The organism is Escherichia sp. WS338 (genome assembly GCF_046486405.1).
Taxonomy (GTDB): Bacteria; Pseudomonadota; Gammaproteobacteria; order Enterobacterales; family Enterobacteriaceae; genus Escherichia; species Escherichia coli.
Window position 1 is genome coordinate 50302 of record NZ_JBJQLL010000014.1, and the last position, 16833, is coordinate 67134.

Below are 16833 nucleotides of genomic sequence, written 5' to 3' on the forward strand. Positions count from 1 at the left end.
TTAACGATAATTCACAATCACTTCATTACGTTGTACTTTCAGCGGCGGAATTAACCGCCCACCGCCAGGCACTTCCCAGATAAATCGCAACGGTTCTGCTGCCGCTATACCGGAAAAGGCCACGGTGGTTCCACTCTGCCCTTCTAATTCGACACAACGAGATTGTGAACACAAGCGAACCCGCAGTCCTGCAGGTGTCGGGCCGATAAGCTGATAACGCCACGCCACCAGCGTCATCAATCCTGCAGCAGGTTGTCGAGTAGAAAGAGGCGCTGACGACATCGACTCACCACGGTGATTCAGCGTAACGCCCACACTGCTCGCCTGCCACATCCCCTCCCCGGCGGCTTGCACCAGCAGCGGAAACAATAATATTGCTAATAAAGTTCTCATCATTTACCACCAATTGTCGCCGTCATGCGGATATGTCGGTTATCAGATAGTTCCAGATTCGACAGCACCACTAACTGCGGCAGGCTGCGGCGCAGGAAGCGAGACAATAATGGTCGCAGCGCGTGGTTCACCAACAATACCGGCGGCGCACCCAACATCTCCTGACGGGATAGCGCTTCCTGAGTTTGCGCCAGTAAACGATCCGCCAGCCCTGGCTCCAGTCCCCCCCCGCCCTGCAACGCCTGTAGCAACAAACGTTCCAGCGGTGTATCGAGGCCAATAACATGGACTTCATCTTTGCCAGGAAACCACTGCTGAGTAATCGCCCGTCCCAACGCTACGCGCACGACGGCGGTTAATTCATGCGGATCGCTTTGGATGGGCGCATGTTCCGCCAGCGTTTCGAGAATGGTGCGCATATCGCGAATCGGCACTTTTTCATCGAGCAGATTTTGCAGCACTTTATGCAGTGTGGTAAGCGTGACGACGCCAGGAACGAGATCTTCCGTCAGCTTTGGCATCTCCTGGGCGACGCGATCCAGCAGCTGTTGTGCCTCCTGACGACCAAACAGCTCTGCGGCATGCTGGCTAATGAGGTGGTTAAGATGGGTTGCCACCACCGTGCTGGCCTCAACCACGGTGTACCCCTGAATCTGCGCCTGTTCTTTAAGCGCACTTTCAATCCAGATAGCATTCAGGCCAAATGCCGGATCGACGGTCGCCTCACCAGGTAACGTCCCGGCAGCGGTACCAGGGTTAATCGCCAACCAACGCCCCGGATAAGCATCACCACTGCCTATCTCCACGCCTTTCATCAAAATGCGATAGCGGGCAGGTTGCAGATCCATATTGTCGCGAATGTGCACCACCGGCGGCAGAAACCCCATCTCCTGGGCAAATTTCTTGCGAATACTGCGTATACGGCCCAGCAACTCACCATCCTGCTGGAAATCGACCATCGGGATCAGGCGATAACCCACTTCCATTCCCAGAGAATCTTCCAGTTGCACATCGTTCCACGTCGCTTCGACAACGGTATTATTCTCTGCCATTTTTACCGGTTTTGGTTCGGCAGGCGCTTTTTGTTCACGTCCGCGGATCCACCAGGCCAGTCCCAGCAATCCGGCAGTGAACAGCAAAAATACCAGGTTCGGCATTCCAGGCACCAGGCCGAGTAAACCGAGCACGGCGGCGCTTAACAACATAACGCTTGGGTTACTGAAAAGCTGATTCACCATCTGCTCGCCAACATCCTGATCGGTGCTGACACGCGTAACGATGACCCCCGCGGCGGTAGAAATCACCAACGCCGGAATTTGTGCCACCAGACCGTCGCCAATAGTCAATAGCGTATAACTTTCCGCCGCGTGTCCCATGCTCATACCATGTTGCAGCACGCCGACCAGCAACCCACCGACAACGTTTATGACCATGATGAGGATCCCGGCGATGGCATCGCCGCGAACAAACTTACTTGCCCCGTCCATCGAGCCGTAAAAATCGGCTTCCTGAGTCACTTCGGAGCGGCGTTTTTTCGCTTCATCTTCACCAATCAATCCGGCGTTAAGGTCGGCGTCAATCGCCATCTGCTTCCCCGGCATACCATCGAGAACAAAGCGCGCGCCTACTTCCGCAATACGCCCGGCACCTTTGGTAATGACCATAAAGTTGATGATCACGAGAATGACGAACACCACGATACCGATAGCGAAATTGCCACCAACGAGGAAGTGACCGAACGCTTCGACCACCTTTCCAGCCGCCGCCGCGCCGGTATGCCCTTCCATCAAAATGATACGGGTTGAAGCCACATTAAGTGCCAGACGCAACAACGTGGTAAACAACAGAATCGTCGGAAACGCAGCAAACTCAAGCGTGCGTTGGGTAAACATCGCCACCAGCAACACCATGATCGACAAGGCAATATTGAAGGTAAACAGCAGGTCGAGTATGAATGCGGGCAGTGGCAGTACCATCATCGACAAGATCAACAGGATCAAAATCGGTCCGGCAAGGATCTGCCAGTGTGTCGATTTCAGGTTTGCGGGCAGGCGCAGCATCGCGGCCAGATTACTCATGGGTCGGTTTCTCGTTAATAAAATCCAGGGCTTCCGGCACCGGAAGATGAGTAGGTTGTACAGGGCGCTGTCCACCAGCCAGACGCCAGCGTTTCAGTTGCCAGACCCAGGCCAGCACTTCCGCCACCGCGGCGTACAGTTGACCCGGGATTTGTTGACCGATCTCCGCATGTCGATACAGCGCACGCGCCAGCGGCGGCGCTTCAAGCGTCGGGACGTTATTTTCAGCGCCAATTTCACGAATGCGCAGCGCGACCAGCCCTGCACCTTTAGCGACCACTTTCGGTGCGCTCATTTTGTTTTCGTCATACTGCAAAGCCACTGAGTAGTGAGTTGGGTTATTGACGATAACGTCCGCTTTCGGCACATCGGCCATCATCCGCCGCCGCGCCGCAGCTCGCTGCATCTGACGGATTCGCCCTTTGACATGAGGGTCGCCTTCGCTTTGTTTGAACTCATCACGAATATCCTGCCGTGACATACGCAGCTTTTTCAGGTGGCTGAAGATTTGGAAAAAGACGTCAAATCCCACCATCGGAATGACACCAAGCACCACCAGCAATGCGCACAGCCCTACCAGATCCATCGCATTACCCATGGCGGTAATGGGGGACTCCGCCATTAAGCGCATCATTTGCGGCCAGTGGTGCCAGAGATAAAACCCCGTCACACTGCCGACCAGGATGGATTTCAAAATCGCTTTAAGCAACTCCGCACCGGTTTGTGCCGAAAACATCCGTTTAATGCCCGGTAGCGGGTTGAGTTTGGAAAACTTCGGCTGCAAGGATTTGCCGCTAAATACCAGCCCTCCCAGCATGACCGGAGAAATGAGCGCCACCAGCACCACGCCGCTAATCAGCGGCAGCAGCGCCAGCATGGCTTCTCTGATCAGCAGAATAATTTGCCCGAGGAGCAGATTCGGGTCATTGATAATACTGTGATCAAAATGCAGCCCAGCGGAGAGCATGCCCGACAATCGACGGGTCAGCGACACACCGCCAAACCAGATAACACTAACGCCTACCAGCAAAATCAGCAGTGAAGTCAGTTCACGGGAACGCGGGATTTGCCCCTCTTCCCGCGCTTTTTCTAGTCGGTGAGGTGTGGGGGCTTCTGTTTTGTCGTCGCTCTCGTCAGACACATCGCCAATCCTGGAAAGAGTATTAAGCGTAAATGATGCCAGAGCGCAAAGCGTTCAATGGTTTGAGTAAGGGGCAAAACAGGCGGGATTTAGGGCTTTTACTGCCACACATCAAGCATAGTATGCGTTTGTCGGATGCGGCGTCATCGCGTTATACGACCGCCTGATATGACGTAGTCACGCCACATCAGGCAATACAAATCAAAATCCAAGACTATCCAACAAATCGTCCACCTGATCCTGACTGGCTACCACACCGGCTTTGCTGGTATCGACCTGAGGTCCATTAAGCAAACTCTGGTTTTCACGTTTTGGACGCGACTCCTGTTCGGGGATGTTTTCCAACAGCACCATCAGCAACTGACGTTCGATCTCCTGAATGACATCCATCATCCGCTTAATGACCTGTCCGGTGAGATCCTGAAAATCCTGCGCCATCATGATTTCCAGCAGCTGCGCGTTAGTAAAGCTGGTATGCGCGGGGACATCTGCCAGAAATTGCCGCGTATCTGTTACCAGTTCTCGGGCGTCGGCAAGGTCAATCGGATCGGCAAACCAGTCATCCCAACGTTGGGTTAACGCTTTTGCTGATTTCTCCATTTGATCCTGATGCGGTTGTGACGCCTCAACACTGTTCAGCGCCCGCTCCGCAGCCTGGGCGGTCATCTGCACAACATAGTACAAACGATCGCGCGCATCGGGGATGGCTTCCGCCGCTTCGGCAATGGCCTGATCCAGCCCCAGCTCCCGCAAACTGTCGCGCAGCATACGCGTCAGGCTGCCGATACGCGCAATGATATCGCCAGCTGAATGCTCGTCAGCAGGTTTGATTGATGGTTGCATCATAGTCGCATCCTCACATGCCCAGTTTCTCAAAGATTTTGTTGAGTTTTTCCTCCAGCGTCGCGGCGGTAAATGGCTTCACCACATAGCCACTGGCCCCCGCTTGCGCCGCAGCAATGATGTTCTCTTTCTTCGCTTCTGCAGTCACCATTAACACTGGCATTGCCGACATCGCGCCATCTGCACGAATCGTTTTCAGCAACTCCAGGCCATCCATATTGGGCATGTTCCAGTCGGAGATAACAAATCCATAACCGCCTGCCTGCAACTTATTGAGAGCGTCGACGCCATCTTCCGCTTCCTCAACATTATTGAATCCCAGTTCTTTCAGCAGGTTACGCACTATGCGTCGCATGGTGGAAAAGTCATCCACAACCAAAAATTTAAGTTCTTTATCCGCCATTTCACACTCCTGATTTAAATACGTATCGCCTGTCCGGCACTAATTTTTGCCAACATTTGCTGGCTTACCTGGCTAAGATCGACCACTTCGCAGACACCACCCATATTGATGGCCTCGCGCGGCATGCCGAACACCACGCAACTTGCTTCGTTTTGCGCAAGGGTCCATGCCCCCGCCTGACGCATCGCCAACATTCCCGCCGCACCGTCGTTGCCCATACCGGTCAGGATCACCCCAACCGCATTACGCCCCGCCTGTTTGGCGACAGAATGGAACAACACATCTACCGAAGGCCGATGACGGTTAACCGCCGGGCCATCGTGAATTTTGATTTGGTAATTTGCGCCACTACGCGCCAGCTCCATATGCCGATCGCCCGGCGCAATATAGGCATGCCCCGGTAAGACACGTTCTCCGTCTTCGGCTTCTTTAACCCCGATCTGGCAAAGCTTATTAAGTCTGTCGGCAAAAGAGCGGGTGAAACCGGGCGGCATATGCTGGGTAATTAACAGTGCCGGGCTGGAAAGCGGCAACGGTTGCAGTACGTGACGAATTGCCTCAGTTCCACCCGTTGAAGCACCAATCGCAATCAGTTTTTCAGAACTCAACAACGGCCCCGCTTTCAGCGTTGTCGGTGCCGACAATGGTTTATGTGCCGTAAGGCTCGCCTTTGCTGCTGTACGCACCTTTTCAGCAATCATTTCGCTATACGCCAGCATTCCTTCGCGAATACCCAACTGCGGTTTGGTGACAAAATCTATCGCCCCCAGCTCCAGCGCGCGCAGCGTGACTTCTGACCCTTTGCCGGTCAGGGAAGAAACCATCACTACGGGCATTGGACGCAAACGCATTAATTTTTCGAGGAAATCCAGTCCGTCCATCCGCGGCATTTCAACATCCAGCGTCAATACATCGGGATTGAATTTCTTAATCAAATCACGCGCAACCAGCGGATCAGGGGCGGTCGCCACCATTTCCATGTCGCTATGGCTGTTGATGATTTCTGTCATGATTTGGCGCATCAGTGCCGAATCATCGACAGATAACACCCTGATTTTGCTCATCGTTAATCCTTACTTAGCGCATACACCGTCTGACCACGCAGCGTGAAGCGGCGCTCAAGGTGGCTAAAGTTTTCAGAGTGACCCGCAAACAGCAATCCGTCGGGTTTAAGGAGCGGAACAAAGCGGCGCAAAATCTCCTGCTGGGTAGTTTGATCGAAGTAGATCATGACGTTACGACAGAAGATCGCATCAAACGGCCCCGGCACGGTGTACTGTTTCGCCAGTAAATTCAGCGGGGCAAAATCAACATAGTTCGCCAGCTCCTGACGCACGCGTACCAGCCCTTCATGCGGTCCCGTCCCTCGCATGAAGTACCGCTGCAGTTGCTGCGGCGTCAGGTTTTTCAACTCTTCATGGCGATAAATACCGCTTCTGGCTTTTTCCAGCACTTCGGTGTCGATATCACTGGCAAACACTTTCCAGCGTCCGGGCACGGTGCCCAATGTGTCAGCCAGCGTCATCGCAATGCTGTACGGCTCTTCGCCGGTCGAAGCCGCCGCGCTCCATACGCGATACTCGCCAGAACGACGCCGGGCGTGATCCGCGAGCAGAGGAAAATGATGCGCCTCACGGAAAAAAGCCGTCAGATTCGTGGTCAGCGAATTGATAAACGCCTGCCACTCACCGCTGTGCTGATTAGATTCCAGCAAGTTCAGGTAATGGCCGAAATCCGTCAGTCCCAGCGAACGCAAACGACGAACCAGTCGGTTGTAAACCATGTCGCGTTTATGGTCAGCCAGAACGATCCCGGCTCGTTGATAGATCAATTGACTTATCCGCCGAAAATGCGCGTCGGAAAGCGCCAGGCGCTCGGTCATCTGTAACAATAAAGACGTTTGCCCACAGGGCAGAGATGAAGTCATAGCGCCTTCTCAATCACTTCAGGATACCACTGGCGCAATATGTAACTGCGCCGACTCATGTCGTGCTACTTCATGTTCTTCAAGGGTAAATACCGCCACACGCGACGAAAGATGGTCAGCCTGGTTCGCCAGTTGTTCCGTTGCCGCCGCCGCTTCTTCTACCAGCGAGGCGTTCTGCTGAGTCACCTGATCCATCTGGCTGACAGCCTGTGCAACCTGCTCAATCCCCCGCCATTGTTCTTCCGACGCCGAAGCAATTTCTCCCATAATGTCGTTCACGCGGGTCACCGAACTGACAATATCGGTCATGGTCGCGGCGGCGTTATTCACCAGTTTCGAACCCTGCTGGACACGATTGACTGACTCTTCGATCAGCCCTTTGATCTCTTTTGCTGCCTGGGCGCTACGGCTGGCAAGATTGCGCACTTCACCTGCCACTACCGCAAAACCACGCCCCTGCTCTCCGGCGCGAGCCGCTTCCACTGCCGCATTCAGGGCCAGAATATTGGTCTGGAAAGCAATGCCGTCGATAACGCTGATAATGTCGCCAATTTTTTGCGAGCTGGTGGCGATCTCCTGCATGGTGTGAGTCATGGTACTGACCTGAACACCGCCCGCCTGCGCCGTTGTCGCGGCATTTTTTGCCAGTTCCGACGCCTGTCGTGCGTTATCGGCGTTTTGCCCTACCGTGGCGGTTAATTGCTCCATACTGGCGGCCGTTTGTGCCAGCGATGCCGCCTGCTGTTCGGTACGACTTGAGAGATCGTTATTGCCTGCGACAATCTCCGCGATACCAATGTGCATCTCCTGGCTTCCCTTACGCACATCACTTACCGTCCCACGCAAAGCCTGCTGCATGGTCTTCAGACTGGCAAAAATGGCGGTGATCTCATTGCGACCATACACTGCAATCGGACGCGCCAGATTACCCGCAGCAATGCTGTCAAAATGGCTACCGATGATGGCCAGTGGTTGAACAATCATCTTGCGCGTCCACCACAGCGCACTGCTGATGTAGAGCGCTGCAACAATAATCATGCTGATAAACACCAGCGCCGAAATGTGATAGTTACGCTGGCTTTGCGCACTGGCAGCTTCCAGCACATGGTTGATCTCCAGCTGCCAGGCCTCAAAGTTAACGTCAAACGCATTCTGTGATTCCTGCACCGGCGCAGTGAGGAAATCCGAAAGTTGATTACTTTCAAGCCAGGTCGCCTGATGTTCGAGATCGTTGTGCCAGCGGGCAAAACTTTTCTCCGTCTCTTTTTGCAACGCCCTGACGTGCTCGTTGCCCGCAGTCATCGCCATAAAACTTTTAAACAGCGTGGTGGATTGCGTCAGACTGGCGCGCGCCGTCGTCATCAACGTTTTAATGTCATCCGCCGGATAGCTAAGCGCCGTCAGAGTGCCCGCTTTGTTCAGCGCGGTACTGGCCTGTAACATTACCGCCCGAGTTTGCGCTAATGCCGCACGTTGCTGATTGCTCTGCTCGACCTGATTCAGTCGTTGCAAATCGTCGCGAAATGCCCAAAAAGACATGCCGTTACTGCCAATCTGCAAGATCCCGCAGAGAATCAAAATTAAAAACAGCGTGGTCGAAATTCGAATACGATTAAACATCAACGCTCCCCATCAGGCGGCAATGACCGCGTTAGTAAAAACTCGTCAAAATGTTTCCCAGTTTGGATCTTGTTCAGTAATTCGCAGTCGTGGCTGTGCCGGTGGTTGCTCACTGGCAGGACGGGATGGTGTTTGCGGTTTATTGGTGAGTGGGCTGGCTGCCAGACGGAACGCGGAAACCGCTTGCGTTAAACGACTCGCCTGTTCTTCCAGCGCAGCTGCGGCGGCAGCTGATTCCTGCACCAGCGATGCGTTCTGTTGCGTGACGCGATCCATTTCCGAAACCGCCAATGCGACTTGATCGATGCCACGGCTCTGTTCATCCGATGCCGATGCAATCTCGCCCATAATGTCAGTCACGCGGGTGACAGCATTGACGATATTGTTCATTGTTTCCCCGGCGCTTTCGACCAGCACCGAACCGGTATCAACGCGCGAGACGGAGTCTTCAATGAGGGCTTTGATCTCTTTTGCCGCCTGGGCGCTGCGACTGGCAAGATTACGCACTTCGCCCGCCACCACGGCAAAACCACGGCCCTGTTCACCCGCTCGCGCGGCTTCAACAGCGGCATTCAGCGCGAGTATATTAGTCTGGAAGGCAATACCATCGATAACGCTGATAATGTCGGCAATTTTCTTCGAACTATCGGCGATCTCATGCATCGTTTTCACTACGCCATCCACCACTTTGCCGCCGTGCTGGGCGGTGTCGGAGGCACTTTGCGCCAGTTGCGAGGCCTGGCGGGCGTTATCGGCGTTTTGCTTCACTGTCGCGGTGAGCTGCTCCATGCTGGCGGCAGTTTCTTCCAGCGCGGATGCCTGCTGTTCCGTACGGGAGGAAAGATCGGTGTTGCCCGCCGCAATTTCACGGGTACCGGCATAGATGGCATCTGAACCTTCACGCACATGAGTGACGGTGTCAGTCAAAGAGCGTTGCATATGTGAAACGCTCTGCGCCAGGTCGCCCATTTCACTGCGCCCGTCAATGGTCAGGGTATTCGCCAGGTTACCACCGGCGATTTCGCGAATGTGAGCAATAATTTTTGCCAGCGGTGTAAGCAACATACGGCGAATGCCGTACCACGCCACCAGCAGAATCAATACCACCACCAGCGCGATAACCGCCAGTTGCCACTGGGCAAATCGGTAATCATCTGCGTTGTCAGTGACGATATCGCGATACAGTTTTTCACTGCTGAGGGCGTACTGAGCAAACGCTTCGCCCATTGCATTTTGCATTCCCTGGGTTGGCTGAGCGAAATAAGCTCCAGTATTGCCATAATCAAGATAATCAATCAGTTCAGTTAACGCTGTGTGATAGTTTTTATATTTTTCATCAATATTACGACTGGTAGCGACCATTTCAGGTAACGGTGCCATGCTTTTGAATTTTTTATAATGAGTCGCTGCCTGGGCCAATGTTTTCCTGGCGCTATCGAGCAATTCAACTTTGGCATTACTTTGCTGATTGGATGAATCCATCATCATCCGCACCGCTGAACGACTCAGGTTAATGCGCGTTTGCAGCATTAAATCCCATGTTGACGTCAGCTCGCCCTGCTGTTCCCGTAATTGATTGGAAACCACAAAGCTCTTCTGGCTATGGTGAAGGGAAGAAAAAAACAGACTGCCGGAAATAAGCTGTAACAGTGCGAATACCCCCAGCACCATTACCAACAGCGTGACTACGCGGATACGGTTAATCATAAGGCACCTTCCTGAAAACAAGTTGATCTCGTTATCGGCAAGGAAGGGGGAAACTTTATTGCTGATGCCACCCGCCGCGAAACTGAAATAAAAAACCCGATGCGCAGATCATCGGGTTCATTGCAATTGAGGAAATCGGGAGAATTACGCCACTTCTGACGCCGCGCTATCTAATAGCGCCATCTCTTCGCTGTTCAGCAGTTTTTCGATGTTCACCAGAATCAACATACGGTCGCCCAGTGCACCCAGTCCAGTGAGATATTCTGTTGAAAGCGTCACGGCAAATTCCGGTGCCGGACGAATTTGCTCCGCCGTCAATGAAAGCACGTCTGAGACGCCGTCAACCACGATGCCGACCACCCGCTGTCCGAGATTCAGGACGATAACTACCGTGTTGTCGTTATAGTCCACATCCACCTGGCTGAACTTAATTCGTAAGTCCACAATCGGCACAATAACACCGCGCAGATTCGTGACGCCTTTGATAAACGCTGGCGTGTTCGCAATCCGTGTTACCTGATCGTAGCCACGGATCTCCTGCACTTTCAGAATATCAATACCGTACTCTTCATCACCAAGGGTAAATACCAGAAATTCCTGGCCTGACGGCTCGCTGGCCAGCTTTGTTACATTCGTCATACCGGTCATATTGTTACCTTTTTACTCATTCAGGCGGCGGTGTTCGCCATACGTTGTTCGCGGTTTATCGCCTGCAAGGCGGAGACATCAACAATCAGTGCCACGCTGCCGTCGCCAAGAATGGTCGCAGCAGAAATGCCGGGGACTTTGCGATAGTTACTTTCAAGGTTTTTAACCACAACCTGGTGTTGACCAATTAATTGATCCACCAGCAAGGCGTAGCGGCGACCGCCACTTTGTAAGATCACCACAATTCCCTGGGTAGCTTCGGTTTTCGCGCCCGCGACGTTGAACACTTTCCACAGTTCGACGATGGGCAGATATTCACCCCGCACTTCCAGCACCCGCTCGCCGCCAGCCAGTGGATGCAGATCGGCTTCACGGGGTTGCAGTGATTCCATGACAGCATTCAGCGGCAGAATGAAAACTTCATCCGCAACGCGTACGGACATGCCGTCGAGGATGGCCAGCGTCAGCGGCAGTAAAATGCGGATCGTCGTGCCAGTACCCTGCTTCGACTGGATTTCGACATGACCGCCCATCTCCTGGATATTACGTTTAACGACGTCCATGCCGACGCCGCGCCCGGAGACGTCGGTGACCTGCTCCGCCGTGGAGAAGCCAGGGGCAAATATCAGCATCGCGACTTCGTCGTCGCTCATGTTTTCGCTGACGGTCAGACCTTGCGAGGCCGCTTTTGCCAGAATTCGCTCACGGTTTAGCCCCGCACCATCGTCGGTCACTTCAATGCAAATGTTGCCGCCCTGATGTTCGGCAGACAGAATTAAATTTCCGACGCTGTTTTTACCTGCGGCGAGCCGTTTTTCTGGCAGTTCAATACCGTGATCGAGGCTATTGCGTACCAGGTGGGTCAGCGGGTCGATAATGCGTTCTATCAGGCTCTTGTCGAGTTCAGTGGAACTGCCCACCAGCGTCAGTTCTACCTGCTTGCCGAGTTTTCCCGCAAGATCACGCACCAGCCGGGGATAGCGACTAAAGACATACTCCATCGGCATCATGCGAATCGACATCACTGATTCCTGCAAATCACGGGCGTTACGTTGTAACTGCCCCATGCTGGTAATCAAATCACCATGATTAACCGGGTCCAGTTCACTAGAACGCTGGGCAAGCATTGACTGGGTGATGACCAGCTCGCCGACGAGGTTAATTAATTGATCAACCTTTTCTACCGCTACACGGATGCTGGTGGATTCACTGCTGCGCGTCGTTTTTTCCCGCTCCACGCGGCCGGTTGGCGCTTGTTCGGCTGCCAGTTTAAGCACTGGTGGGGGGGATATTTTGGGCGAGACTTCTACTGTTTCAAAGGTAATCTGATCGGCTTCAATCACAAAACAGAGTACCGCTGTGATGTCATCTTCGGCGATGTCGCCCGGTAATATTGCCGAGAGAGAATCCGCCCCTTTCACCACATCAGTTAACGTTGTCAGATGCCCCAGCTCTTCTTCCAGCAGGTCGACTTCCCCGGCCTTCAGGCGCGAAAGGATAATTCGTCGCGGCGACTGATCGCGGCTCTGCTCATCTTGCGGTTCACTTTTGGCAACCACACTTAATCGGGTCACTGCAGATGGCGTTTCGCCTTTCGCTTCTAATGCCAGTTGACGCAAGGCCTGGCAGATATAATCGAAGCTGGCGGCATCCGGCTCTTGCGACTGTTTATAAGCGTCGAGCTGTTCTTGCATGATGTCCTTCGTTTCCAAAAACAGATTGATAATGTCGGTGTTGAGTTGCATCTCACCTCGTCTGGCTTCGTCGAGCAGGTTTTCCATCAGATGCGTGGTTTCCTGCAAAACGCTGAAGCCAAAGGTTCCTGCCCCTCCTTTGATCGAGTGGGCAGCCCGAAAGATGGCATTCAATTGTTCGGCATCTGGCGCTTCCGGCTGCAAAACCAGCAGATGCTGCTCCATGTCAGCCAACAGTTCGTCCGCTTCATCAAAAAATGTCTGATAAAAATCGCTTATATCCATGCTCACGCTGTCACCTCGGTTCGGCTGATGGCATTGTGGGAACACTGACCTGTGGTGCAACCTCAGGTTCTTCCAGGGCGCTTACTGGCTCATTCTGGCTTTCGGCGTTTTCATGCAAAATGGCCTGTTCGGCTTGTTTGTTCAGTACCAGCAGGCTGATGCGACGGTTGACGGCATCATCAGGTCCGCGATCGCTTAAGCGCATCGTTGCCGCCATGCCGACGACACGTAACACTTTGCCGCCATTCAACCCGCCAACCATCAGTTCGCGGCGGGATGCATTGGCACGATCGGCAGAAAGCTCCCAGTTGCTGTAACCTTTCTCACCGCTGGCGTAGGGAAAATCATCGGTATGACCCGAGAGGCTAATTCGGTTGGGGATACCGTTCAGTACGGGCGCGATGGCGCGCAGAATGTCGCGCATATAGGGTTCGACGTCGGCACTGCCAGTTCTAAACATCGGGCGATTCTGGCTATCGATGATCTGAATACGTAGACCTTCCTGGACCAGATCGATTTTGAGATGTGGACGTAACGCCCGCAGTTTCGGATCGGATTCAATCAACTGGTCGAGATCGCCACGCAATTTCCGCAATCGACTTTGCTCCATGCGTTTTTTCAGCTCTTCGATGTTCGGCTGCTTATTCACTTCCCCCTGACTTTGGGTGTAATCATCACCCCCACCGGGAATTGGGCTTTCACTATTAGAAATGCGATCGCCGCCCGTAACCGCTGTCGCCAGCGGAGTCCGGAAGTACTCCGCAATCTGAATCAGCTCTTTTGGACTGGAGATAGAGATCAGCCACATCACCAGAAAAAAGGCCATCATTGCGGTCATAAAGTCGGCATAAGCAATCTTCCACGATCCATGTGCTGCTCCGTGGCTTTTGGCTTTGCGTCGTTTGACGACAATAATCGGATGCGCTTGATTCTTCATGCTTCCTCGGTTGTCGTCTGTTGTTGCGGATTTTTCACCGCACGCACATGCTCTTCCAGTTCAATAAACGACGGACGTTCGCTGGAATAGAGCGTTTTGCGACCAAACTCAACGGCGATAGGCGGTGCGTAACCGTTCAGATTAGATAGCAGTGTGACTTTGACGCACTGCATCATTTTGCTGGTTTCGGCGCTTTTCTGACGTAAAACACTCGCTAATGGGGAAATAAATCCGTAAGCCAATAAAATACCGAGGAAAGTCCCCACCATCGCATGTGCGATAAGCGCCCCCAGCTCGGCGGCAGGACGATCGGCTGAACCTAACGCGTGAACGACCCCCATTACAGCCGCAACAATACCAAACGCCGGAAGTGAGTCACCGACCAGCGCCAGACTGTTCGCCGGGACTTCTGCCTCGCTTTCGTGCGTCTCAATCTCTTCATCCATCAGAGCTTCGATTTCGAAGGTGTTCATGTGACCGCTGATAATCAGGCGCAGATAATCGACGATAAATTCAAGCATGACGCTATCCGCAAGGATGCGTGGGTAGCTGGCGAAGATCTCGCTCTCACGGGGATTTTCAATATCACGTTCCAGCGAAAACATCCCCATCTGCCGCGATTTCGCCATCAACCGATAAAGCAGAGCCAGCAGATCCATATACATTGCTTTGGTGTATTTGGAGCGACGAAACAGCAACGGCAGCGCCTTCAGCGTGCCTTTAATCGCTTTGCCATTATTGCCGACGATAAACGACCCAATCCCTGCACCGGCAATAATCACCAGTTCAGCGGGTTGATAGAGTGCTCCAAGGCTTCCACCGGTCATCAAATAACCGCCGAAAACTGTACCGAGAACAACCAGGTAACCTAATAAGATAAGCACGACATCATCCTTCCACTGTTGACCATGACAGGATGTTCAGTCGTCAGGCGTTAACACGCGATAGGGGCAAAAAAAAGCAGCGGTACGTCGTTACCGCTGCTGGAATGTTTCGCCACACCGTATCAGTTAAACAGCCTGTACTCTCTGTTCATCCAGCAGTTGTGGGATAATATCGGCAGGATTCTGGGAAAGTTTACGTCTTTTTACTGCCCGGGATGGCGGCTGACATAAGCTGCAGGCAAAGCTGCCAACAGGCTGGTGAGCGTGGGTAATAAAATTGCCGCCGCAGCAGTTGCAGCTGGAAAGTTGCAGTAATCCACTTTCAACAAACCGCACCAATGTCCAGGCACGGGTTAATGCCAGCAGCGGTCCCTCTTCTGCTTGCGGGCACTGTTCAAGGTATAAACGGTAGGCTTTGATCACTGCATCGACGCCATTACACAAACCGGTTTTCAGTAAAAACTGCCATGCGTTACAGAACATCGAAGCATGAACGTTTTGTTCCCAGGTCATAAACCAGTCGGTTGAGAATGGCAGCATGCCTTTCGGCGGTGGGCTTCCGCGCAGTTCTTTATAGAGTTTTATCAGGCGTCCGCGACTTAACTGTGTTTCGCTTTCCAGCATCTGCAAACGAGCGCCCAGGGTGATCAATTCCATTGCCAGCTGAATATCCCGCGCTTCCTGAACAATGCTTTTTTCACTCATGATCAGGCCCTTTTCTTGCGCAGCGCTTCTTCAGGCTGATTAACATCATTCAGCAAGCGTGTTGAGAGCATGATGCCGGTATGAATTTGCTGGAGATCGTCAACGCGGGAATCTTGCGTCAACTGAGTAATCGTCTGGTGACTGTCAAAACGGAAGTGACAAACCAGTTGATTGGTTTCTGCCAGCTTAACCATTTGCGGAAGAGTCAGTGCCGCTAACGTTGTCGCCATTTCTTCATTTATGCCGAGACGAAACATAGCGGACGCTTTGTCCTGAACAATCAGACGCTGTGCAAGTAGTAAATATGACAAGTTGATGTCATAAATGTGTTTCAGCAACTCGGAGGTATGCATTATTCCCACCCAGAATAACCAACTTTATTTTTATGCGGTCTCACCGCACCCCGTGATGTCGCCGGGAAGCCCCGGTAAAAAATAATTAGCATTAGAATAGTTGCGATAAGCTGCAATAGGCAGAGCCCCTTTGTGGGATTTAATAAGTCCTTACAAATAGAAGGGGTTCTTTACACTTATCTAAGATTTTTCCTAAATCGACGCAACTTTACTCGTCACTACACGCACATACAACGGAGGGGGGCTGCGATTTTCAATAATGTGTGATGCAGATCACACAAAACGCTCAATTACTTAACATAAATGTATAAGTCATACTTTTGTTTTGGGTGTATTTCAATCTGTTAAAAAGTTTTTCGCGACGCTAGCAAGCAAAAATGAAACAGGAATAATAGAAATGGGATGTTGCGCACAGTTAAAATAACTCACCGTAAATAATCATCTGCTATAAATAATTGCTTTAATGCAATACCAGATAAGCTATTTTTAAACAGACACTTACCGCACAACAAACTAATTAAATACAAAGAAAGGCAACAATCAACTTAATGTTAATAAAATGTTTTACATATATTAACCACTTGTTTAATATGGAGAATCAGTACATTATTTTCTTATAATTACAGTTGAAATCATATGATCACCGAGAGTGATTGATTAATTGTATTTACTAATAATCACGCTAATATTTACCTGTTTGACTGAGTTGGGATTGCGTCGTTTCTCCATTAGGAGTAAAGCTTTAATGTCACCTGAAGTTCACAGAATAAGGAACAGGTTATGAGCTATAGCAATATTCTTGTCGCTGTTGCGGTTACACCGGAAAGTCAGCAACTGCTGGCAAAAGCGGTATCTATCGCCAGGCCAGTAAAGGGACACATCAGTTTAATTACTCTCGCTTCCGACCCGGAAATGTACAATCAATTAGCTGCGCCGATGCTTGAAGATTTACGCAGCGTGATGCAGGAAGAAACGCAAAGCTTTCTTGATAAGTTAATTCAGGATGCGGGGTATCCCGTTGACAAGACGTTTATTGCCTACGGTGAGTTAAGCGAACATATTCTGGAAGTTTGTCGCAAATATCATTTCGATTTGGTGATTTGCGGTAATCACAATCACAGTTTCTTTTCGCGAGCATCCTGCTCGGCGAAAAGAGTGATTGCCTCAAGTGAGGTCGATGTGCTGTTAGTTCCACTTACGGGAGATTAACCGCTC

Annotated in this window: 16 protein-coding genes; 1 reads left to right on the forward strand and 15 read right to left on the reverse strand. The window is 52.0% G+C overall.

Annotated elements, in window-relative coordinates; all coding sequences use genetic code 11:
- The 15 genes from flhe to flhD form a co-directional block, all read right to left on the reverse strand.
- On the reverse strand, positions 1-393 hold the full coding sequence (gene flhe / locus ACJHWT_RS14190; RefSeq protein WP_001259589.1) for a flagellar protein FlhE: 393 nt from the start codon (positions 391-393) through the stop codon (positions 1-3).
- Positions 393-2471 (reverse strand): flagellar biosynthesis protein FlhA, encoded by a 2079-nt coding sequence (flhA, locus tag ACJHWT_RS14195; RefSeq protein ID WP_000066945.1) that lies wholly within the window; start codon positions 2469-2471, stop codon positions 393-395. Before flhA ends, flhe begins: the two co-directional genes overlap by 1 nt.
- Entirely contained in the window at positions 2464-3612 is a 1149-nt protein-coding gene (gene flhB, locus ACJHWT_RS14200) for a flagellar biosynthesis protein FlhB (RefSeq protein WP_410232332.1), read from the reverse strand. Before flhB ends, flhA begins: the two co-directional genes overlap by 8 nt.
- Before the next feature lie 201 nt (positions 3613-3813).
- The gene (cheZ, locus tag ACJHWT_RS14205; protein ID WP_000983609.1) at positions 3814-4458 is read right to left on the reverse strand and encodes a protein phosphatase CheZ; all 645 of its coding nucleotides are present in this window, start codon (positions 4456-4458) and stop codon (positions 3814-3816) included.
- Between the two features lie 10 nt (positions 4459-4468).
- On the reverse strand, positions 4469-4858 hold the full coding sequence (gene cheY / locus ACJHWT_RS14210; RefSeq protein ID WP_000763870.1) for a chemotaxis response regulator CheY: 390 nt from the start codon (positions 4856-4858) through the stop codon (positions 4469-4471).
- A gap of 14 nt (positions 4859-4872) precedes the next feature.
- Positions 4873-5922 (reverse strand): protein-glutamate methylesterase/protein glutamine deamidase, encoded by a 1050-nt coding sequence (gene cheB / locus ACJHWT_RS14215; RefSeq protein WP_000036387.1) that lies wholly within the window; start codon positions 5920-5922, stop codon positions 4873-4875.
- A 2-nt stretch (positions 5923-5924) separates the two neighbouring features.
- Entirely contained in the window at positions 5925-6785 is an 861-nt protein-coding gene (gene cheR / locus ACJHWT_RS14220) for a protein-glutamate O-methyltransferase CheR (RefSeq protein WP_000204344.1), read from the reverse strand.
- Between the two features lie 18 nt (positions 6786-6803).
- On the reverse strand, positions 6804-8405 hold the full coding sequence (gene tap / locus ACJHWT_RS14225) for a methyl-accepting chemotaxis protein IV (RefSeq protein WP_000483200.1): 1602 nt from the start codon (positions 8403-8405) through the stop codon (positions 6804-6806).
- A gap of 45 nt (positions 8406-8450) precedes the next feature.
- A complete protein-coding gene (gene tar, locus ACJHWT_RS14230) occupies positions 8451-10112 on the reverse strand; it encodes a methyl-accepting chemotaxis protein II (RefSeq protein ID WP_001317891.1) in 1662 nt (553 codons plus the stop codon).
- Between the two features lie 144 nt (positions 10113-10256).
- On the reverse strand, positions 10257-10760 hold the full coding sequence (cheW, locus tag ACJHWT_RS14235; protein ID WP_000147302.1) for a chemotaxis protein CheW: 504 nt from the start codon (positions 10758-10760) through the stop codon (positions 10257-10259).
- 20 nt (positions 10761-10780) lie between these two features.
- Positions 10781-12745 (reverse strand): chemotaxis protein CheA, encoded by a 1965-nt coding sequence (gene cheA, locus ACJHWT_RS14240; protein WP_001563510.1) that lies wholly within the window; start codon positions 12743-12745, stop codon positions 10781-10783.
- Between the two features lie 4 nt (positions 12746-12749).
- Positions 12750-13676 carry a flagellar motor protein MotB gene (gene motB / locus ACJHWT_RS14245; RefSeq protein ID WP_000795635.1) on the reverse strand — a complete coding sequence of 309 codons (927 nt, stop codon included), beginning with the start codon at positions 13674-13676 and terminating at the stop codon, positions 12750-12752.
- Complete coding sequence (gene motA / locus ACJHWT_RS14250) at positions 13673-14560, reverse strand: flagellar motor stator protein MotA (protein WP_000906342.1); 888 nt, start codon at positions 14558-14560, stop codon at positions 13673-13675. Before motA ends, motB begins: the two co-directional genes overlap by 4 nt.
- Before the next feature lie 126 nt (positions 14561-14686).
- Positions 14687-15265, reverse strand: a complete 579-nt coding sequence (gene flhC / locus ACJHWT_RS14255) for a flagellar transcriptional regulator FlhC (RefSeq protein WP_001291603.1) — start codon at positions 15263-15265, stop codon at positions 14687-14689.
- A 2-nt stretch (positions 15266-15267) separates the two neighbouring features.
- A complete protein-coding gene (flhD, locus tag ACJHWT_RS14260; protein WP_001295647.1) occupies positions 15268-15618 on the reverse strand; it encodes a flagellar transcriptional regulator FlhD in 351 nt (116 codons plus the stop codon).
- 780 nt (positions 15619-16398) lie between these two features.
- On the opposite strand from flhD, the gene uspC reads away from it, so the two are divergent.
- Positions 16399-16827 carry a universal stress protein UspC gene (uspC, locus tag ACJHWT_RS14265; protein ID WP_000122432.1) on the forward strand — a complete coding sequence of 143 codons (429 nt, stop codon included), beginning with the start codon at positions 16399-16401 and terminating at the stop codon, positions 16825-16827.
- The last annotated feature ends 6 nt before the right edge of the window (positions 16828-16833 follow it).